Origin of the sequence: Croceicoccus mobilis (assembly GCF_001661965.1) — a bacterium.
GTDB classification, from domain to species: Bacteria; Pseudomonadota; Alphaproteobacteria; order Sphingomonadales; family Sphingomonadaceae; genus Croceicoccus; species Croceicoccus mobilis.
Window position 1 is genome coordinate 77517 of sequence record NZ_LYWZ01000021.1, and the last position, 18923, is coordinate 96439.

Here is an 18923-nt window from a genome sequence, read left to right on the forward strand (position 1 = left end):
CTTCGCCTGATCAAAGCGTCATGTCTTGCCTCCTGAAACGGGAATCGTCGGCGAAACCCGCCAACCGCATTCGGCGGAAACCTCGGTGATTTCGCGTTGAACGGACGAAGGGGCATGTGCCCGCTGATGCAATCGAACTGCGAAGGAGCAAACCGATGATCTCGATCCGTCAAGTCGCTGCTGCGGGAATGCTAATCGCATTTCTCGCAGGCTGCGGCAGCGAGCAAGGCACGGAAACCAGCGAGGTGATCCAGAGCAATGGGGGTAAAGATCAGGTCGACACCAGCATTCTCGACGCGAAAGATCTGGGATCAGTCGATTTGCCGCGCCCGGCCTGGTTGCCGGCGGACTTCCCGCTGCCCGCAGACGCCCATATCTTCACCACGGTCAACAACGACAAGCAAACGCCTCCGATCTACATGATCCAGGCTCGGACCCGCGCGAGTGGAGATGAAGTAGCCGACGCGGCAGTGAAGTGGGGCCTTGAAACAAGCGTTAAAAATCTAAGGCCGAAGCAGCCGCCAGTCTGCAGGTTCAGGAAAAGCCAAATGGCATAAATGCCATCATTCTGGCGGTTAACGGCCTGCCATGGTGAGGCTACCAGCCAGGGCATCTGCAGCGTTCCGGCACGGCCCGACATAGCGCGCGGGAACACTGCCAGCGGCACTCTCCAGCGCCTTGATCGCGGGCCCGATATAACTGGCTGCCTGCGCGTTTCGGCCTTTACCCAGCAAGGCGATGCCGACGCGGCAGCGTGCAGGTTCAGTAGCGTAGTGTCCGGCGGGCAGTGCTTTTTCCAGTTGCGCCAGCGCGACCTTCGCGTCGCTTTCGGCCTCGTCCCAGCGGTGCTGGGCGATGCGCATTTCCGACCGGGTCAGCGCGGGAAACACGCGGCGTGGGTGGTCTGTCGGCAGGTTGGCCTTGAATGACTCCTCCGCGATGGCCTGAGAACGGCGGTGCAAAATTAGACCACGGTAGCGGCGGCGAAGTGCTGCTGCGGGCGGCGTAAAAGTAGTCCACTTTTTCCCTTTCGCAATGACGGCGAGGGGGATGAGGGATTTACACCGTGGAACTTTACCTGAGGGTTCGGCTACACGATCATCAAGGATTACATCCGGGAGCGGGATCAGCGCGGGCGGGAGATGTTCGTGCCGCTTGCGCACGCTCCCGGCCATGCCCAGGCCGATTTCGGCGAGGCGCTGGTCGAGATCGGCGGCGTGGAGCAGAAGGCGCACTTCTTCGTGCTCGATCTGCCGCACAGCGATGCCGGCTATGTGCGCGCCTATCCTGCTGCCGTGGCCGAGGCGTGGATGGACGGCCACGTTCATGCCTTCGCGTTCTTCGGTGCTGTGCCGCTCTCGATCGTCTACGACAATGACCGCTGCCTGGTCTCGAAGATCCTGCCCGACGGCACGAGGCTGCGCGCGAGGTTGTTCAGCGCCTTCCTGTCGCACTTCCTGATCCGCGACCGGTATGGTCGCCCCGGCAAGGGGAACGACAAGGGCAGCGTGGAAGGTCTGGTCGGCTATGCCCGCCGCAACTTCATGGTCCCGATCCCGCGGTTCGCGACATGGGACGCGTTCAACCTGTGGCTGGAGGAGCAATGCCGCAATCGGCAGAACGACCGGCTGCGCGGCGAGAGCGAGACGATCGGCGAGAGGCTACAACGCGATCTGGCGGCGATGCAGGAGCTGCCGGCGTCGCCGTTCGAGGCCTGTGACCAGACCAGCGGCCAGGTCTCGTCGCAGGCGCTGGTGCGCTACCGGACCAACGATTACTCGGTGCCGGTACGCTTCGGCCATCAGGAGGTGTGGATCCGGGGCTATGTCGGCGAGGTGGTGATCGGCTGCCGGGGCGAGGTCATTGCCCGCCATTCCCGCAGCTACGAGCGCGAGGATGTGATCTTCGATCCTGTCCATTACCTTTCCCTGATCGAACAGAAGATCAATGCCCTCGATCAGGCCGCGCCCTTGCAGGGCTGGAACCTGCCCGAGGTGTTCGTGACGCTGCGCCGGCTGATGGAAGCGCGGATGGGCAAGCATGGACGGCGCGAGTATGTGCAGGTGCTGCGCCTGCTGGAAAGCTTCCCGCTTGCCGATCTGCATGGCGCGGTGAAGCAGGCCCTCGACATGGGGGCAATCGGCTTCGATGCGGTGAAGCACCTTGTATTGTGCCGGATTGAACGCCGCCCACCCAGACTGGACATGGCGATCTATCCCTACCTGCCCAGGGCGAGGGTGGAGACGACATCGGCGCGCTCGTACATGCGGCTGTTGTCGGGCGATGCGAAGGATGCGGCATGAGCAGCCCGGCTCCCGAACTGTTGCTGGCCAATCACCTCAAGACGCTCAAGCTGCCGACGTTCCTGCGTGAGCATGACAAGCTGGCCCGGCAATGCGCGGCAGAGGGCGTGGATCATGTCCGCTATCTTGTCCGGCTTGTCGAACTGGAACTGATCGACCGGGAACGGCCGATGGTCGAGCGCCGGATCAAGGCCGCGCGGTTCCCGGCGGCCAAGAGCCTCGACAGCTTCGATTTTACCGCCATCCCGAAGCTCAACAAGATGCAGGTGCTCGAACTGGCGCGCTGCGAATGGATCATCCGGCGCGAGAACGTCATCGCCCTTGGTCCCTCTGGAACCGGCAAGACCCATGTCGCGATCGGTCTGGGCCTCGCGGCCTGCCAGAAGGGGCTGACGGTCGGTTTTACCACGGCGTCCGCGCTGGTTAGCGCAATGATGGAAGCACGCGACGAACGTCGCCTGCTACGCCTGCAAAAGCAGATGGCCGGATACAAACTCCTCATCATCGACGAGCTGGGGTTCGTGCCCCTGTCAAAGACCGGCGCGGAACTGCTGTTCGAACTGATCTCGCAGCGTTACGAGCGTGGCTCGACGCTCATCACCAGCAACCTGCCGTTCGACGAATGGACCGAGACCTTCGGTTCCGAGCGCCTGACAGGCGCACTGCTCGACCGGCTCACCCACCACGTCAGCATCCTGGAAATGAATGGCGAGAGCTATCGTCTGGCACAGAGCCAGGCTCGCCAAGCACGCCCCAACCCCTGACAGAAATGACAATCCGGGTGTTGGCGACCCCCGGATCAAGTGGCCTGGTTTTACTCCGCCTAATGGCCGACTTTTACTCCGCCGTTGACATACGCCCTCCGCCAATCCCGCAACGCAGGATTCTCATCTTGTTCGTCGCGCTTTCTCACCCTGATTGTCGCGCGACAGACTGCGCCTTACTCGATTGCATATCGGGCGATGGCATGCAATTGCGGTACCTATGTCCTAAGGAGAATGACCGGGATGACTTCCGCCACTGAAAAGGCTTATCACGAGATCAAGGAGGCGATTCTGGATGGTCGCCTAGCCCCAGGCTCTCAGATAAAGGAAAAGGAAGTCGTTGCGATGTGCGGCGTATCCCGCACCCCGGTTCGCGATGCACTCCGGCTGCTCACCGCAGAGACCTTTGTCGTGCGGACTGAAAGCCAGCGGTCGTTCGTAACCGAATGGTCTGACAATGATCTCGCTGAAATGTATACGATGCGGGCCATGTGGGAAGGGTATGCCGCAGAGCAAGCCGCTCGCAACATCACCCCTGAAATCATTCAGGCCTTGCGGGAGACTAATCAGGCAATCGAACGCGCGGTCAACTTGCCGAAACCGGATATCGCTGCGTTTCTCGAAGGCAATGCCACTTTCCATAACCTTGTCATCGAGACAGCCGCTTCTGAACGACTGACGGGTATGTTGAGCAGGCTGATGCTTGCACCGCTGATGCACCGCACTGCCGCAAAATACACGCAGTCCGGACTGCAACGCAGCGTCGCCGAGCACGAGGACCTGATCGTAGCGTTCGAGAACGGCGATCCAGACTGGGCAAAGGCGATCATGGTCGCCCATGTCCGCCGCGCCTATCACGTGCAGAATAACAACCGTAAGGGCTAGGCTGCGGCAGACGATCCGTCCGCTGCCACACCGGTCTTGCGCATGACGTTGCTTTTTCTTCGCAACGGCAGCCGGTCGTCTCGAAACAGCACCACAAAGAGAAGCAGGGCCAGCGCGGACAAGGCGGCCGGAATACCAAAGATGAAGGTCCAGTTCTTGTTCTTCAGCTCGGCCTCGCGCGCATCCTTGCGCTCTGCCTGCAGCACAGCAATCTGCGTATCCAGCGCATCGCGGCGGTCGGCGGATGCATTATTCCTTTCGGCCTCAAGCTGGACAATCTGGCGTCCCTTGTCCTGTACCATCTGGGCATATTCGGTCGACTGCGGCGGGGTAAATCGCGTTTCCACATAACCGGCCAGCTGCGCACCGATGGCCATTCCAAGCCCTAGGGTCAGGATCACCAGCATGCCTTGCGCCTGCGCGCGGATCGCCTTTGGCGCAAGCTGGTCGGTGTATATCTGGCCGGTGACGACAAAGAAGTCCTGGCACACGCCGTGCAGCATGATGCCGATCAGGATCATCCATGAAATTTCCATCGGCGCACCAAGCGCAAACAGTACATATCGCAGCAACCATGCCGCCATGCCCGCCGCCAGCATCCATTTCACGCCAAGGCGAATGAAGAAGAATGGCATGACGACCATGAAAACGATCTCAGAGATCTGGCCATAGGCCATGGTCTGCCCGATCGGCATGTCCGCCATTTCGACCACGCGGCTGACGATCTGTTGATAGAAGGCCAGCGGAATGCAGATCAGCCACGAGCAGACCATGAAAATCAGGAAGGAGCGGTTCTTCAGCAATACCCACGCCTGTGCACCGACCATCTGCCGCCAGTCCATCCTGCCCTCGGCCATCGGCCGCGTGTTGGGCAGAAAGAAGCAATAGACGCCCATCATCAGGCCACTGATCACCGCGAGATAGAACATGTCGATCGACTTTTCCCATCCCGTCCAGGTCAGAACAAAGCCGGCTACGATCCATCCGATCGTGCCCCATACTCGGATGCCGGGGAAATGCTTTTGCGGATCCTCGATGTGCCGCATCGTCAAGGTCGCCAGCAGCGCAAAGGTCGGATAGAACGCAAGCATATAGAGAAAGAAGACAAAATTGATCAGGGTCGGTGACGGGGCGGAATCCTGCATCAGCACGGTCGCCAGCAGCATGGCCGCCGCGCCGAAGAAATTGATCCCTCCCAGCACTTTCTCGGCCGAAACATATCGGTCCGCAAGAATGCCGACAAAGATCGGCGATATGACCCCGGCGATCGGCCCGACCGAATACGTCCACCCGAAATCCGCTGGCGTAAAACCGATTGTGCCGAGATAATTCGGCGCCGTGACGTACCACGCCCCCCAGACGAAGGACTGCGCAAACATCATCAAGGAGAGCTGGAAACGCAGGATCAGATTCACTGGGCAGCCCTCATCTCAAACGCGCCGATAACTGCCATAGTCGAATTCACCCTGCTATTACGCTATTCCGGTCCGGTTGCTCCTGCCAAGATATGTATGCATATTCTCATAATTGCCAGCAAAAACTATCATCGACAGCCCTTACCGAAATTGACGCGACCCACAGCGCAATACCTGCGCCGGCCAAGCGATCCAAAGAAAGATATACAGGGATGGACTTGCGGATGGTAACGCGGGCAGCCTGCCGGAAGCGAAGTTGCCCGACCGAAAGGCCGTCTGCGAACGGCCTTTACAGAAGCACCCCATATGCATACATTAAGGCTGTAACGCTCGCTCACGGCATTCGCCCGGCGGGAAATTTGCCCAGACATTGAACCGGATACGTAGCATGGACGCACAATCATTTTACTCCGAGCTTGTCGACGTCTCTCTGGACGAGCTCAACCGGCAGACCTTCACGGCCGATCTGCGCAGTTTCCTGTTGAACGACATCGCGCCGGGCATGCGCACGATCTATGATCAGAAGGTTCGGCAACATACCGATCCCGATCGCAATTACAGCCGCGAATCCGCGCTAGATATTCACGACATGATGTTCAAGGAACGCTATGTCCGGTTCTATTCTTCTATGGTCCGTTCGACGCAGGAAATGATCTGGGATTCGGTCATCCCCAGTATTGAGAGGAATCTGCCCGACATCATCGAGAAGACAAAGCCGAAGCCCGATGCGCTGGGTTCGCTGACGCTCGATCCTTCGGTCGAGGTTCCCTTTTATGTGGCAGAGGCAGACATCCACTGCATGCCCGGAAACTACCACAGCGAACGCATGCCCGACGATGTGTCGCCCGGCGTGCTGTTCGACCGCGGACTATATATCTACGCGGATGGCGCGGGCGGAAAGGATAGCGACGGCAATGGCCGGACCCAGGCGGAAATGATCAAGCGCCGCTATCCCGATTTCAAGCCGCTGCGCATCCTCGACCTTGGCTGCACCATCGGCAACAACACATTGCCCTATGCCGATGTTTTTCCCGATGCCGAACTGCATGCAATCGATGTGGCGGCGCCGTGCCTGCGCTTTGCCCATGCCCGGGCCGAAGCATTGGGCAAGAAAGTCCACTTCCACCAGATGAACGCGGAAAACACCAGCTTCGAGGACGGCAGTTTCGATCTTGTCGTCTCGTGCATTCTTTTCCACGAAACATCGACCGAGGCGTTTCACAATATTGTTCGGGAGTGCCAGCGCCTGCTGCGTCCCGGCGGCCTGATGATGCACATGGAAACATGGTCGCAGGAAGCGATCGACGGCTATGACGCATTCTACACCGCTTGGGACGGGTGGTATAACAACGAGCCTTTCATCGACGGCTGGCGCCAGGTCGACAAGCGCAAGGCATGGATCGAATCCGGCTTCCCGGAAAATGATCACGTCATGATCGCGATGCCCGATTTCTATGGCACCCCCGAAAAGGTTTTTCAGGCTGCGGCCGAAGGCAAGTCCAATATCGTCCCAAGCCGCTCCGGCCATTGGGGCGAGGATTTCGTCTGGGAAATGTATGGCGCGTGGAAGCCGGAGACTGCTTCCCAGAACTGACGGCCTGGCGATTTGCCAGACCGCGCTTGCGGCGACGATATGCGCGCCGAGCTACTCCCCCAAGAATTCAGGAATTCCCAAATGGTCGAGATCAAGTCCTCCAACATGGCAGCCCGGCCGCATTTTTTCGAGCATCCGGAATCGGACGAGCTGGTCGCCATCGTTCTTGCACTTGCCACCGAACTGGCCGTCGCCCAGGATCGCGCCGATACGCTGGAAAGAGTTCTTGAGGGCAAGGGATTGCTTGAGCGCGAGGATCTGGAAGGCTTCCGGCCCGATGAAAAGCTGACGGAGGAGCGCAGGACGAGGCACAAGGAATATCTGCGCCGGATCTTCCGCGTGCTGCGCATGCAGACGGAGCCCGGATCGGATTTCGTCCCGTTCGACAAGATGACCGAATTTCAGGACATCCAGGCAAGGGCAAGCAAGGGCGGCTGATCCTGAACGTTCCATTCCCGCGTCTCACCTGAATTCTGGGCAGGATCGATCCATGCAAGCCTCTCCCACGCCGCCCGGCGGCATCGCTCGGCACTTCGTGCAGATCGACGGACGGAACATCCATTATCTGCGTGCCGGCAAGGGGCCGCCGCTGCTGCTGATCCATCCTTCGCCCTATAACGCCCATTTCTGGGCCGGTTCGATCGCACGCTGGGCCGATCGCTATACCTGCATCGCACCGGACACCCCCGGCTTCGGGCTATCCGATCCACTAGCGCCGCAGGATATGACCGTCGACGGTCTAACCCATGCGATGGCAAGGCTGGTCGAAACGCTGGGGCTGACACAGTGCCGGCTGATCGGAAGCCATACGGGCGCTGCGATCGCGCTTGAACTGGCCGTTGCCCATCCGGATATCTTTACCGGCGTCGTCCTTGAAGCGGTCCCGCTCTTCACAGAAGAAGAACAGGAGCACTGGTTCACCGATGCCTATTTCTCGCCGCTGAAGGTGAGCGAGCATGGCGAACATCTGACCTGGGCATGGACGCGAGTGCGCGATGCGGATGTCTATTTCCCGTGGCTGCGCCGCCAGCCGGAGCATTTCTATAACGGCGGTCGCGGGTCGGCAGCAAAGCTCCACAAGGATCTGCTGGATTATTTCGAGTGCGCGCGCCACTTCCGGCCCGCCTACCGCTCTGCCGTGGCTTATGAGAAGCAGGCCATGCGGTCTCTCGCCCGGCTGGACATCCCCGCCCTGCTCTACGCAAGCAGCGCCGATGTCATGGCATCGCACATCGACAGGCTCCCTCCCTTGAAGCCGGGTCAGGAGAAGCGGTCGCTCGGCACGGACGAAGCGGAAATCAATGCCGTCGTCGATAGCGCGCTGGCCTCTTTCAAAGGCGACGTCCCTCCGGGGGAACTGCCGGCGTCGCCTCCCCGCGCAGCGCAGCTCATTCGGCAATTCGTGTCGATCGATGGCGGGCAGGCTATGGTCAGGCAGACCGGCGGTTCAGGCGATCCGGCAATCCTGCTGCTCCATGACGCTCCCGGCTCTGCCGCAGCGCTAGAGCCTTTGATGCGGGAAATGGCCGGGGGTGCGCGGGTCGTGGCGCCGGACCTTCCCGGATCGGGCGAGAGCAGCCCCCTGCCCGAACAGTCTGCCCTGTCCGACTATGCCGCTTGGCTGGAAAGCCTTTGCGATGCGCTGGGCCTTGAATCCATTTCGATCTACGGCGTAGGTCTGGGATCGTCACTGGCGCTTTCGCTGCAGGCCAGATGCCCGGCCCGGGTGCGCAAGGTCGCGGTCAACGGCCTGCTCTTGCCCGACGATGCCAAGCGGCTGGAAATGGCGAAAGCATACGCCCCGCGTATAGAGATCAAGGACAACGGCTCGCATTGGTACGATGTGTGGTCAATGCTGCGGGATTCGCTGACCGTGTGGCCATGGTATGCACGGACCGCTGCCGATGTTCGCCGGATGGCCGAACCGTGTTCAGCCGACGAATTGCACGACTGGACGGTGGAGGTGATGAAGCAGTTCGGGTGTTATCATCACTTCATAAACGCCGCGCTTGCTTACGACCTTGCCCCCATGCTGGCGACGGCGCAGGGATCGCTGATCCGTTGCACCGATCCTGCGCATCGCTTTTCCGTTTTCGAAGGCGAGGTCGTCCAAATGCTTCCTGAATGCGATAGGGTGGAGATCAGCAGGCAGCCGGGCAAGGATGGACCGGCCCTGCGCAACGCGCTTCTGCCATGATCCGTTCGGTTCACGATACACGATCGCGAACCGGACATCCGCGCCTTAGCGATCCCGCAGATCGCCCATCCCCGCAGCCTGGTACACCTGATCGAGGACGGATTGCTGATCCATGATCGCCTGGCCCTCGGCGGGCATGGATGCGCCCGATCGCAACGCCGCGACCAGCGTATTCATCTGATGGAGATAGGTTGTCGTCCGGTCGATAGCGGGCCGGACAATCCCATCGGCAGTTTCCAATTCAAGCGCATAGCCAAGATGCGGAACGCACGGGTTGTCAAACCGGATCAGGCCAGCGCTGCCGGTGATTTCAAGCTTGGATGAAGTCTCGACATCCATTGCCATCGATGCCGATAGTTGCGCCTCGACACCATTGGCGAAAGTCAGCGTGGCCGACATCGCCTCGTCAACGCCGCGCGCGGTTCGCGTGCCTTGCGCCCGAACATCCACGGGCCGCTCACCCATCAGGCACAGCGCATAGCTTAGCGGATAGCAACCCAGATCCATGAATGCGCCGCCGCCGGTTTCCGGCAGGTGCCGGATTTCCAGCCCGCCATTGTCCGGTATCGCCACGTGTAGATGGGCCTCGACCCCCTCGATCCGCCCGATCCGGCCCGTGCGCGCCCACTCCAGAGCAAGCAGGAAAGACGGGTGATAGCGATAGTGCATGGCCTCGATGACGCGCCGGCCATTCGCGCGCGCGGCGTCGAGCACTGCCTGTGCCTCTTTTGCATTCATCGCAAAGGGCTTTTCGCACAGGACATCCTTGCCCGCCTCCAGCGCCGCGATCGACCAGTGGGCATGGTGGCTTATCGGAAGGGGATTATAGACCAGCGTCACGTCCGGGTCGGCTATGACGGCGCCATAATCGGGCAAGGCGCGCAAGAAGCCGTGGCATTCGGCAAACTCGCGCGCACGCTCCTGGTCGCGACCCGCGATCGCGACCAGATCCACATCGCCCCGGACCTTGGCCGGATTCACAATCACTTCCGGAGCGATCCTGGCGGCCCCAAGGCATCCGATACCAAGGCGCCATTCCACGCGCTTCATCCCAACTCCTCAAGCAAAGCCATGGCGCCGCCTTGCACCCTTGATCAAAAATTCATGCGGAAACGCACACCATAGGTACGCGGGTCGGCGAACTGGTAGATATAGGCCTGCACCAGCGATTGCTCCTGTGCAGCCGTCAGAATGACCTTGTCCTCAATATTGCGGACGAAGCCCTCTACCAGCCATTTCTCGTCCGCCGGCTGATAGCCGAGCGTAAAGTCCGACCGGCTGTAACCGGCCTGGCGGTCGCTGTTGTAATTGTAAAACTGCAGATGGGTCGCAGTCTGCAAATGGGTCTGGCCCCTTGCCGTGATACTCGCTCCATCGCCCAAAACGAACTGGTGCTCGATAGCGATATTGCCCGACCAGTCGGGCGCCTGCGGGGGCGTATTTCCGGCCAGATCCAGATTGCCGTTGGCGCCCGCAATTGCGAACTCCTTATACCGGGCATGCAGATAGGCAACATCAGCCTCGATCTTGGTCTTGTCTGACACCAGCCACTGGATTTCGGCCTCGGCACCGTAATATTCCGATTTGCCCGCATTCTGGATGATGGTCTGGCTGCCTACGAACTGCAGGACCTGCTGATCGGTGTAATCGTAATAGAACGCGGCCAGGTTGAGCTGCAGACTGTCGTAGAAGAAACGGTTCTTCGACCCAATTTCATAGGCCGTGATGTTTTCCGGCCCATAGGGAGCGACATCGGTGTAGCCGCCGGGCTTGTAGCCGGTATCATATTTTGCATAGATCAGATTGTCCGGCGTCGCCTGGTAATTCAGGCCGCCATGCCAAGTCGTCTTGTTCCACTCTGCGCTTTGAGAGATCGGAATGAACAGGTCGAATGCGGCGTAATCGGCATAGCCATCACGCCATTTCTTGTCATTGGTGTAACGAATACCGCCTTCGACGGAAAACTGATCGGTTACGTGAAAGGTTGCCTGCCCGAACACGGCTTTGGATTCCGTGCCAAGATCGGGATAGGAAAAGATGAATGCGACGTCGGGATCGTTCGAGTTGTTGAAATAGGACAGCTCGGTGTAGACGTCATTCTTTTCCTTGAAATACATCGCGCCGACTTGCCAGTCGATCGAAGTATTCGGCTCTCCGGAGATCCGCAGTTCATGACTCGTCGTGGTCGGCTCTTCGCTCTGCGGCGCGAAATAGGTATTCGTGCCATATAGGCCGGCGTGATCTTCCATGCCGTCAAGATCAATCAACGATTCGAATTTCAGCTTGCGGTAACCGCCCAGGTAGCTGACTTCGAACGGGCCGAAGTCATATTTGAGGTTCCATCGGAAAGCAGTTGTTTCGGTGTCGGTATAGCCGGACGGATAGCCAAGCGCCCAGGTCTTGCCGCCCTTGGGCAAAGGCGGCTTTTCGTGAACGACCGCGCCTGTATCGTCGAAAATCAACGGATAGCCGTAATTGGCCGCGCCCACGCCATTGGACCGGACGATTTCCGCCGTGACCAGCCCTTCCAGCCTTTCGGTTGGCTGAAACGCAACGTGTATGCGTGCGGCCTTGGTATCCTGATCGTCTCCGTCCCTGGCCGGCGCGTTGTTGCGATAGCCCTCGTGCGACCGGGTCTGGAACGCCGCGCGGACCTGCACGGTATCGGACAGCGGCACATTCAGCATGCCCTCGGTTATGATCGCTCCGTAATTGCCGATGGTCCCGCCCACATAGGCATCAAAAAACTTCTCCGGCTTGGCAGAGATGAAATTGATCGCGCCGCCGGTTGCACTGCGCCCATACAGCGTACCTTGCGGGCCCTTGAGCGCCTCGATGCGTTCGAGATCGAACATCGCATCGTTGATGCCAAGTGAGCGCTGGAAATAAACGCCATCGAGACTGATCGCGATCGCGGGATCGCCGGTTTCATCGGTATCGCGGCTGGAAACACCGCGGATCGTGATGATGGAATTGGCGAAATTGCGACCGAACTGAACGCTGGGAAGCACCTTGACCGCGTCGGAGAGCGTGCCGATGCCATTTCGCGCGACACTTTCCGCGCCGATCACCGCAACCGAAATAGGCGTGCGCTGTGCAGTTGATTCCCGCTTTTCGGCGGTGACAACGATCTCTCCAAGACCGGCACCCTCATGCGGGTCGGCGGCGTCCTGTGCATCCTGGGCAATCGCGGCAGGCGAACAAACGACCATTGCCGTCTGCATCACACCGGCCATGGCCAAGGCACGATAGGTCCTGCGACCGTGAAAACGCGAATTCATAGCTTACCCCTTTGCCCGTCGGAAACCCGTGTCGACATGGCTGCAACATCTTCGCCAGCAAACGCGCTGTCAAGAATTAGGTATGCATTTTTTTGATGTAGTCTGAATTTGTCACGCTTAAGTCACTATTTCCTATTACTATGTATACACATTTCTGGGTTCAGGGCCATGGACGCAGGCAGGGGTTCGATTGCCGGAAATGCAGAGATCGGGGTCAGCCCGACTTGCCGTCGCGGCCGGGCAATTCAGGATATCGGCCAAGCGATCCGATCAGGGTCGCGCCGATCAGGAACATTGCGATGGCAGCCACCATCGCCTGGTCGTAGCTGCCGGTCCGGTCGAAGGAGAGGCCGGCAAGACTGGGCCCGATGCCCGCTCCCAGTGCAAAGATCGACAAGTTCACGCCATAGATCACGCCATAGTGGCGCATGCCGAAATAGCGGCTGACCAGATAGGCCATCAGGTCCACTTCCGCACCGGCCGCAAGGCCTATCAAGAGAATGGCCAACACCGTCTCGTAATGGCCGGTACCCATCAGCATGATCGCCATCGATATTGCCGGTAGCGGCACGAAACACACTGCAACACGCGGCGCATGGAAACGATCGATCAGCGCGCCCACCAGCAGGCGTCCGGTGATAACGGCAAATCCCATCAATCCAGCCATCGACGCGGCCTCGCCTGCGTCCAAGCCGCGATCGGATAGCATCGGCACCAGATGCACCATCGATCCGGCCTGCGCGAGGATCACGCAGAAGATGCCTGTGGCGATCAATGCAAAATGCCGGGTCCTGACGGCTTGGCGAAGGGTTACGCCCGCCAATTCGGCACGATTGCCGCTGCCCGGCCCCTTGTCTGCTTTCCGGCTGCAGTATGCCACTGCTGGCAGGATCAGGAACACCGCGGCCAGCGCAATAAGCTGATAGGCCGCTCTCCAGCCAAACTCCTCGATAAGATAGGCGCAAAAGCGAGGGCCAAAGATACTGGCGAACCCTGTTCCCGCAAGCGCCATGCCGAGTGCAAGTCCGCGCGCACGCTGGAAATTCTGCCCGATCATACGCGTCCAGGTCAGCGGCGTCGTGCCGCAGCCAAGCATTGCGACTGCGATCCACGCGGCATAATAGCTAAGCAGCGAAGGGCCCGACGCCGCAAGCAGCGCGAGCCCGATTCCGAGACCGACAAGCGAGGTGAGCGCGATGCCGCGCGGACCATGCCGGTCGACGATGCCGCCAAGGAACGGGCTGAGCAGGAATGTCCCGGAATGCAGGAAAAATGCGCCGAGGCCTATCTGTGATCGTGACCAGCCGAACTCAGCCTCGAGCGGCTTTATGAACACGCCAAGCGTGTAGTACGGAATCCCGGTGGTGCCGATTGCCACACCGAGCGCGGCGGCCAGAATGATCGGCCAGCGCATGCGCAGTTCCATGCCGCCGGTCAGCGGTCGATCGTCATTGCGGGTCATGAACTGCGGATTCCCTTCATGCTGGCCGGAAATCGCTAAAGGATGTTCGGCATCGTTGAAGCCTCGTCAGCGGCGGCCAGGAGCGCCTTGGCGGGATCGATGTGGGGGTCCCAGTCTTTGGCGATCAGGCGGCGGCCGGTGAAGCCGTCGGAAAAACGGGACGAAAGCCAGAGCGCGGGCGGCACCAGAATATCTGCAGGCAGCAGTCCGGAAATTCGCCCCAAATCGCCGCGTGGTCCGTGGCCGGGCCGGAAATCTGCCGCCGCGCGCGTCCCTACATCACCGCCCGGGATCAGGGCGGTGTCGCTTGCCGCGCCGGGCAGCAGCGCATTGACGGTCACTCCGGTTCCATCGAGATCGTCGGCCCACACTCGGGTGCTGGCCTCAAGTGCCGCCTTGGTCGCTCCATACGGTCCGGCCCCGCGACGTATCATCGTGGGGCGCGAGGTCGAGATATTGATGATCCTCCCAAAGCCCCGCTCCACCATTCCCGGCGCGAAAGCGCGCGCCAGCAGGAACGGGCCCACGACATTGGTCTGAACCACTTCTGCGTAGCGTTGTGCATCCGCGCTCCAGAAGGGAAGCGGCTTGCCGATATCGTAGGATGGCATGGCGTCGATCGGCCCGCGTGCCGCATTGTTCACCAGAATATCGACCGCGCCGAACCTCGTGCCGATGGTATCGACAAGGGCATCGCAATCCTTCTGCGATGCCGCATCGGCAATAACGCCCAGCGTGCGGCCACGCGCAAGCGTTTCGGCCATGGCAACCGTGGCGTCCAGTTCATCGCGGCTACGGTGGGCAGTAACGGCGACATTGGCTCCGGCGCGGACGAAGGCAAGCGCCAGTTCGCGGCCAAAGCCGCGCCCTCCGCCGGTTACAAGAACGGTCCGCCCAGCAAGGCGGTAGCGATCGCAGATGTCAGAAGTCTGTGAAGAGACGGCCATAACCCTCCAGTCGATCTTTGATGCCATTGACGCGCAAGGCATGCCAGTAGGTCGCCGCATTGATGGCAATCACCGGTTTGCCCAGCCACGACTCCGCTTCGGCCGCGAGCCGCATCATCGACATGTTCGTGCCTACCTGGCAGATGGCATCGACGTCGTCGCTGTAGAGATCGCGCAAGGTCCGGCGCAGGAGGTCTTCCGGTGTCTGCGCGATATCGGTCCAGCTGGAACGGCGCAGCGGAATGTCGCGCACCGTCTCAAACCCATAATCGCTCAGAAAACCCCGGACATCGGCATTCGCCGCGGGATAATATGGCGAAACGAATGCCACCTTGCGTATGCCACCATAGGCCTGCAGGGCAGCGACCAGGGCCCGTGACCCCACGCTGATGCGCAGGCCCGTCATGGCCTCGATCTCCCCTACCATCCGGTCGCATCCCGCTTTACCGCCAGCAAAGGAAATCGCGGAAATGCCAAGCACGAGATAGTCTGGATTGCAGGTCATCGCCGTGCGAAGCGCATCGGAAAGGCCGTCGCCGATCTTCGCAGTTCCCGCCATGAAGCTCGCATCGGACAAGGCCTGGGCGTTCTCGACATAGATATCGCGATAGGCATTGGTTACGCCTGCCGGGCGCAATGCCTCCATATCAGGCTGAACGATCGTGTTGGTCGACGGACCAAGCACGGCGAATATCTTTCGCCACCCAAGCACGTCGGTCATGTCCGGCTGGCTCCCGTTCTGATTTTCATGCGATCGCCCCTTCGTCATCAAGGCTCTTGAACATGGCCTGTTTGTACAGGGCATCCCGGCGCTTGGCGGGGTCGGCCACGATCTCGGCCATGCTGGCCCGCTGCGAATCGCGCTTGGTGCCCCAGCCTTCCTTCATGGCCTTGGTGTTGTCCATCGTCTGTGCCTGAACGAAGCTGTGCGCGACACCGCGTCGCTGGCGATCGTACTGGCCGAGAAGTTCGGGCGAGCCGCCATCCAGCAATATGGCAAGCAGCTTTCGGCAAAGGTTGAAGGCATCGTGGATGCCGCCGTTCATGCCATAGCCGCCGATCGGGCTGTTTACATGGGCGGCATCGCCGGCAAGGCAGATGCGTCCATCGACAAATCGCTCTGCCACGCGCTGGTGAATCCGATAGATGGTGCGATGCACGGTTTCAACGGGCAGATCTTTCGACAGCAGGCGCGCGAACACTCCATCCTTGAACGCATCGCCCAGATAGGCGTCAGAATCGCCCTCCGAATCCACCGGAAGCAGCACGCGCCAGGCGCTTGGCGCGCGCAGCAGGACAAGCCATTCCTCAGGATCGGACACATAATTGACCAGCGAGAGCCCGGAAATGTGGTCCTCGAGCGGCAAGAGCGTCGAATAGCACAGATAGGCTTCGGGATAGGTGAACCCGTCAAATCCGATATCCAGCGCGCGGCGCACCACGCTGCTCGCTCCATCGGCGGCAATCATGTAGCGCGCCTCGATCGTCTTTTCGCCATCTGCGCATTCGACGGTCGCGCGGACGCGATCGGCACCCTGCTCTACCGCGCGCAGGGTGCAGCCGAATTGCAGGCTAACATTGGATAGCGACCGCAATTGCGAGATCGCCAGATTGACGAGCTTGTATTGCTCGCATTGAAGACGGAACGGAAAGCACGTGCGATCGGCAATCTCGCCAAGATCGAGGCGGAAAGTCTCGTTGCTCGCGCGGTCGCGGAACGTGTAGACCGGTGCCTTCAACCCTTGCGCGATAAGCGGTTCGGCAAGGCCGATGCTGTCCAGCATTTCAAGCGTGGGCGGGTGCACGGTCGAGGCGCGCAGGTCCATCGGCGTCTCTTCGACGCGGTCGGTGACGGTCACCTCCACGCCTGCCTGCGCAAGAATGAGCGCACATACCGAGCCGACCGGACCGCACCCGACAATCAATACCTCAGTCAATTCAGTCCCCTTGGTTTGCTGGAAGAATTGTGCGGTAATCGCGGTGTTGCGTCGCGGCACTTTCACGCTATGCTCGCAGTGCGAGCGGCATAATCCGGCATGCTCGAACTGCGAGTGTCATGAAACGTAGCCCTTCAATCCGGTCGCTTGCCCGCGGCCTCATGGTCCTCGAGTGTTTTCGGGGCGGCGATCCGTTGACCCAGGCCGAAATCGCCGTGGCGACTGGATTGCCCTATCCGACTGTGTGGCGGATACTCATGACCCTGCTCGAACTGGGGTATCTGGAGACAACGCCGGTCAGCGAACGCTATGTGCTGTCCGCGCGCGCACTGGTGCTCAGCGCCGGTTTCCAGGATCGCGATAACCTTGTCGGGCGATATCGTTCGGCGATGGATATCCTGTGCCAAGAGGTCATGTGGCCGATTTCACTGGTCGTCCCGGTGGGCAGTTCGATGGTGGTCAGGTACAGCACGCACAACGCCACCACGATGACCTACAGCGTTTACAAACCCGGCTTCGCGACGCCGTTGTGCCAAAGCGCGAGCGGCATTGCCTATCTCTCGGCTTTGCCGACGACGCTGCGCGACCGGCTTATCGCGCCGCTTGAGTTTGACGATGTCGAAGGTCCATTGCTGCTCGAACAGATCGAACGGGCACGCAGAGACGGCGTCGCCGCCTATGAGCGTTCCCCATACAATCCGACACCCGGCAAATTATCGACCATCGCGGTGCCCGTGATCGTCGGCGGCAAGGCGTCGGCTGCACTCGCCCTCAGCTTCTTTGCCAGCGCGATGTCGGTGCAAAAGGCGATCGAGATGTATCTCCCTCGCCTGAAGGCGATCGCCGACAGCGAGGGAATGGCCGGCTAGGTGCCAGACGTCATGCGGTTCGACCGCGCGTTTGCGCGGCCATATCCATCAATCATCCCGCTCGATATAGAGATCGCTGCCCACCGCCTTGAGATGGTCCTGATAGGCGTTCCTGCCGAACAGCAAGTCTTTCGGGCTGACCAGTGCGATCCTGTTCTCGCGGATCCAGTCCTTGAGCTCGTTTGAAGTCAGCCCTTCCAGGTCCAGCAAGCGGATCAGCGAAAAACGCCTGCTCATCGTGCGGTCGCCGCGCTCCATCCTGCGATAGGTCCACAGATCCAGATATCCGGGATGGAACGCGCGGATCGGAGTCCAGCCTTCGTCCATAAGCTTGAGCATACCGCCCCGGTCCTCGGTATAATAGTTCACGGGGCTGTAGTTCTCTTCCCAATCCGCAACCGAATCGGTCTGGTAGAAGTCCTTCACGCTGGGAAGCATGTTGGTGTACCACGCCTTCTTGTCGGCCCATTTCGGCTCGGCCTCGACCTTGCCCATGTTGTTGTACCAGCCATCGATCAAGTGATATTCGTCGATCACCTGCTGTTTGGCGCGCAGGAAGGGGGTCGGCTCCACCGGCCCCTGCATCGGCATGCCGAGTCCCGGCGATCCGAAGGTCGGCGGATGGCCGAGATACTGGATGCTCAGCTCCATCTGAGCGCGCAGCTCTGCCAGAGCCTCTTCGAACTTCACGTCCGGCGCGGTCTGGATATCCTCGCGAAAGCGGCCCGCATATTCCTCGCCCTCTGGCACGACCAGCGATGGAACCTCGGCAGCCGGAAGAACCGGCGATCCCCACATATGGGCGTGCCACCCTACCGAAATCCATGGCCGTTCTTTAAGCTTGATCAGGGCATCGATCGTCCCCGGGCTGTCGAGCATGATATCGACCCACGTGACGACGCCATTATCGACCGCCTCGAACACGCCTTCATTGTATATTTTCGACGCGCCGACATCATCGGCCCTGACAATCATCTGCCGACCGTGATCCGGCGCCTCTTCCGCGACGGCGACCGGCGCACCGCCAAGAGACGTCGGAGCGCCGGGTATTCCTGTCAAAGCCGCCAGAACGGCAGCGGACAATATCGAACCCTTGAATGCTCCGGCCAGTCTCATAGCTGCTCCTTCCTCGAATGATGTATGCATGGTTTCAGGTCGCGGGAAGTCGATAATGCGCTTGCCCGCAGACCGGCCAGAAGCGCAAGGAGCGTCCCGTCGCGCCCTGTCACGCTGCATTACCGGCGCGGCGGCACGCCGCGCGGCGAACGC

At 60.3% G+C, this 18923-nt stretch carries 16 protein-coding genes and 1 pseudogene; 8 read left to right on the top strand and 9 right to left on the bottom strand.

Annotated elements, in window-relative coordinates; all coding sequences use genetic code 11:
- Nucleotides 1–155: 155 nt before the first annotated feature.
- Nucleotides 156–557: a hypothetical protein gene (locus A9D13_RS07205; protein WP_066772016.1), complete on the top strand. Its 402-nt coding sequence runs from the start codon at nucleotides 156–158 to the stop codon at nucleotides 555–557.
- An 18-nt stretch (nucleotides 558–575) separates the two neighbouring features.
- On the opposite strand, the gene A9D13_RS20445 is transcribed toward A9D13_RS07205, so the two are convergent.
- On the bottom strand, nucleotides 576–1163 hold the full coding sequence (locus A9D13_RS20445; protein WP_156521952.1) for a hypothetical protein: 588 nt from the start codon (nucleotides 1161–1163) through the stop codon (nucleotides 576–578).
- Between A9D13_RS20445 and istA the strand changes: the two are divergent.
- The 3 genes and pseudogenes from istA to A9D13_RS07225 all read left to right on the top strand — a co-directional run.
- Nucleotides 1089–2303, top strand: a pseudogene (gene istA, locus A9D13_RS07215) (IS21 family transposase); the annotation flags it as partial. The gene A9D13_RS20445 and the pseudogene istA sit on opposite strands and share 75 nt — an antisense overlap.
- Nucleotides 2300–3067: an IS21-like element helper ATPase IstB gene (gene istB, locus A9D13_RS07220; RefSeq protein ID WP_066772021.1), complete on the top strand. Its 768-nt coding sequence runs from the start codon at nucleotides 2300–2302 to the stop codon at nucleotides 3065–3067. The pseudogene istA and the gene istB, both read left to right, overlap by 4 nt.
- Nucleotides 3068–3310: 243 nt before the next feature.
- Nucleotides 3311–3952: a GntR family transcriptional regulator gene (locus A9D13_RS07225; protein ID WP_066772023.1), complete on the top strand. Its 642-nt coding sequence runs from the start codon at nucleotides 3311–3313 to the stop codon at nucleotides 3950–3952.
- On the opposite strand, the gene A9D13_RS07230 is transcribed toward A9D13_RS07225, so the two are convergent.
- Nucleotides 3949–5367 carry an MFS transporter gene (locus tag A9D13_RS07230; RefSeq protein ID WP_066772025.1) on the bottom strand — a complete coding sequence of 473 codons (1419 nt, stop codon included), beginning with the start codon at nucleotides 5365–5367 and terminating at the stop codon, nucleotides 3949–3951. The genes A9D13_RS07225 and A9D13_RS07230 overlap by 4 nt on opposite strands.
- 388 nt (nucleotides 5368–5755) lie before the next feature.
- Between A9D13_RS07230 and A9D13_RS07235 the strand changes: the two genes are divergently transcribed.
- From A9D13_RS07235 to A9D13_RS07245, 3 genes are all read left to right on the top strand, one after another.
- On the top strand, nucleotides 5756–6961 hold the full coding sequence (locus tag A9D13_RS07235; protein WP_066772027.1) for a class I SAM-dependent methyltransferase: 1206 nt from the start codon (nucleotides 5756–5758) through the stop codon (nucleotides 6959–6961).
- Between the two features lie 81 nt (nucleotides 6962–7042).
- Nucleotides 7043–7399: a hypothetical protein gene (locus A9D13_RS07240; protein ID WP_066772029.1), complete on the top strand. Its 357-nt coding sequence runs from the start codon at nucleotides 7043–7045 to the stop codon at nucleotides 7397–7399.
- A 52-nt stretch (nucleotides 7400–7451) separates the two neighbouring features.
- Nucleotides 7452–9158, top strand: coding sequence for an alpha/beta fold hydrolase (locus A9D13_RS07245; protein ID WP_066772030.1), 1707 nt, complete (start codon nucleotides 7452–7454; stop codon nucleotides 9156–9158).
- Nucleotides 9159–9203: 45 nt separating this feature from the next.
- Here A9D13_RS07245 and A9D13_RS07250 read toward each other — a convergent pair whose 3' ends face one another.
- From A9D13_RS07250 to A9D13_RS07275, 6 genes are all read right to left on the bottom strand, one after another.
- Nucleotides 9204–10208 carry a Gfo/Idh/MocA family protein gene (locus A9D13_RS07250; RefSeq protein WP_066772035.1) on the bottom strand — a complete coding sequence of 335 codons (1005 nt, stop codon included), beginning with the start codon at nucleotides 10206–10208 and terminating at the stop codon, nucleotides 9204–9206.
- A 44-nt stretch (nucleotides 10209–10252) separates the two neighbouring features.
- Nucleotides 10253–12439, bottom strand: coding sequence for a TonB-dependent receptor (locus tag A9D13_RS07255; RefSeq protein ID WP_066772038.1), 2187 nt, complete (start codon nucleotides 12437–12439; stop codon nucleotides 10253–10255).
- Nucleotides 12440–12653: 214 nt separating this feature from the next.
- The gene (locus A9D13_RS07260) at nucleotides 12654–13901 is read right to left on the bottom strand and encodes an MFS transporter (RefSeq protein ID WP_066772040.1); all 1248 of its coding nucleotides are present in this window, start codon (nucleotides 13899–13901) and stop codon (nucleotides 12654–12656) included.
- Between the two features lie 35 nt (nucleotides 13902–13936).
- Entirely contained in the window at nucleotides 13937–14848 is a 912-nt protein-coding gene (locus tag A9D13_RS07265; RefSeq protein ID WP_066772041.1) for an SDR family NAD(P)-dependent oxidoreductase, read from the bottom strand.
- Nucleotides 14823–15569 (bottom strand): maleate cis-trans isomerase family protein, encoded by a 747-nt coding sequence (locus tag A9D13_RS07270; protein WP_066772139.1) that lies wholly within the window; start codon nucleotides 15567–15569, stop codon nucleotides 14823–14825. The genes A9D13_RS07265 and A9D13_RS07270 overlap by 26 nt, the downstream gene beginning before the upstream one ends.
- A gap of 25 nt (nucleotides 15570–15594) precedes the next feature.
- Nucleotides 15595–16785 carry an FAD-dependent oxidoreductase gene (locus A9D13_RS07275; RefSeq protein ID WP_066772141.1) on the bottom strand — a complete coding sequence of 397 codons (1191 nt, stop codon included), beginning with the start codon at nucleotides 16783–16785 and terminating at the stop codon, nucleotides 15595–15597.
- Between the two features lie 119 nt (nucleotides 16786–16904).
- Here A9D13_RS07275 and A9D13_RS07280 point away from each other — a divergent pair, with 119 nt between their 5' ends.
- Nucleotides 16905–17654, top strand: coding sequence for an IclR family transcriptional regulator (locus A9D13_RS07280; RefSeq protein WP_082922197.1), 750 nt, complete (start codon nucleotides 16905–16907; stop codon nucleotides 17652–17654).
- Nucleotides 17655–17702: 48 nt separating this feature from the next.
- On the opposite strand, the gene A9D13_RS07285 is transcribed toward A9D13_RS07280, so the two are convergent.
- Nucleotides 17703–18770 (bottom strand): ChbG/HpnK family deacetylase, encoded by a 1068-nt coding sequence (locus A9D13_RS07285; RefSeq protein ID WP_066772044.1) that lies wholly within the window; start codon nucleotides 18768–18770, stop codon nucleotides 17703–17705.
- Between the last annotated feature and the right edge of the window lie 153 nt (nucleotides 18771–18923).

Excerpts from the sequence above, each read along its gene's own strand:
- A9D13_RS07280 (WP_082922197.1), top strand. The coding sequence starts at position 16,905 with ATGAAACGTAGCCCTTCAATCCGGTCGCTTGCCCGCGGCCTCATGGTC.
- A9D13_RS07285 (WP_066772044.1), bottom strand. The coding sequence starts at position 18,770 with ATGAGACTGGCCGGAGCATTCAAGGGTTCGATATTGTCCGCTGCCGTT.
- A9D13_RS07250 (WP_066772035.1), bottom strand. The coding sequence starts at position 10,208 with ATGAAGCGCGTGGAATGGCGCCTTGGTATCGGATGCCTTGGGGCCGCC.
- A9D13_RS07255 (WP_066772038.1), bottom strand. The coding sequence starts at position 12,439 with ATGAATTCGCGTTTTCACGGTCGCAGGACCTATCGTGCCTTGGCCATG.
- A9D13_RS07235 (WP_066772027.1), top strand. The coding sequence starts at position 5,756 with ATGGACGCACAATCATTTTACTCCGAGCTTGTCGACGTCTCTCTGGAC.
- A9D13_RS07260 (WP_066772040.1), bottom strand. The coding sequence starts at position 13,901 with ATGACCCGCAATGACGATCGACCGCTGACCGGCGGCATGGAACTGCGC.
- A9D13_RS07265 (WP_066772041.1), bottom strand. The coding sequence starts at position 14,848 with ATGGCCGTCTCTTCACAGACTTCTGACATCTGCGATCGCTACCGCCTT.
- A9D13_RS07225 (WP_066772023.1), top strand. The coding sequence starts at position 3,311 with ATGACTTCCGCCACTGAAAAGGCTTATCACGAGATCAAGGAGGCGATT.
- A9D13_RS07240 (WP_066772029.1), top strand. The coding sequence starts at position 7,043 with ATGGTCGAGATCAAGTCCTCCAACATGGCAGCCCGGCCGCATTTTTTC.
- A9D13_RS07205 (WP_066772016.1), top strand. The coding sequence starts at position 156 with ATGATCTCGATCCGTCAAGTCGCTGCTGCGGGAATGCTAATCGCATTT.
- A9D13_RS07270 (WP_066772139.1), bottom strand. The coding sequence starts at position 15,569 with ATGACCGACGTGCTTGGGTGGCGAAAGATATTCGCCGTGCTTGGTCCG.
- A9D13_RS07245 (WP_066772030.1), top strand. The coding sequence starts at position 7,452 with ATGCAAGCCTCTCCCACGCCGCCCGGCGGCATCGCTCGGCACTTCGTG.
- istB (WP_066772021.1), top strand. The coding sequence starts at position 2,300 with ATGAGCAGCCCGGCTCCCGAACTGTTGCTGGCCAATCACCTCAAGACG.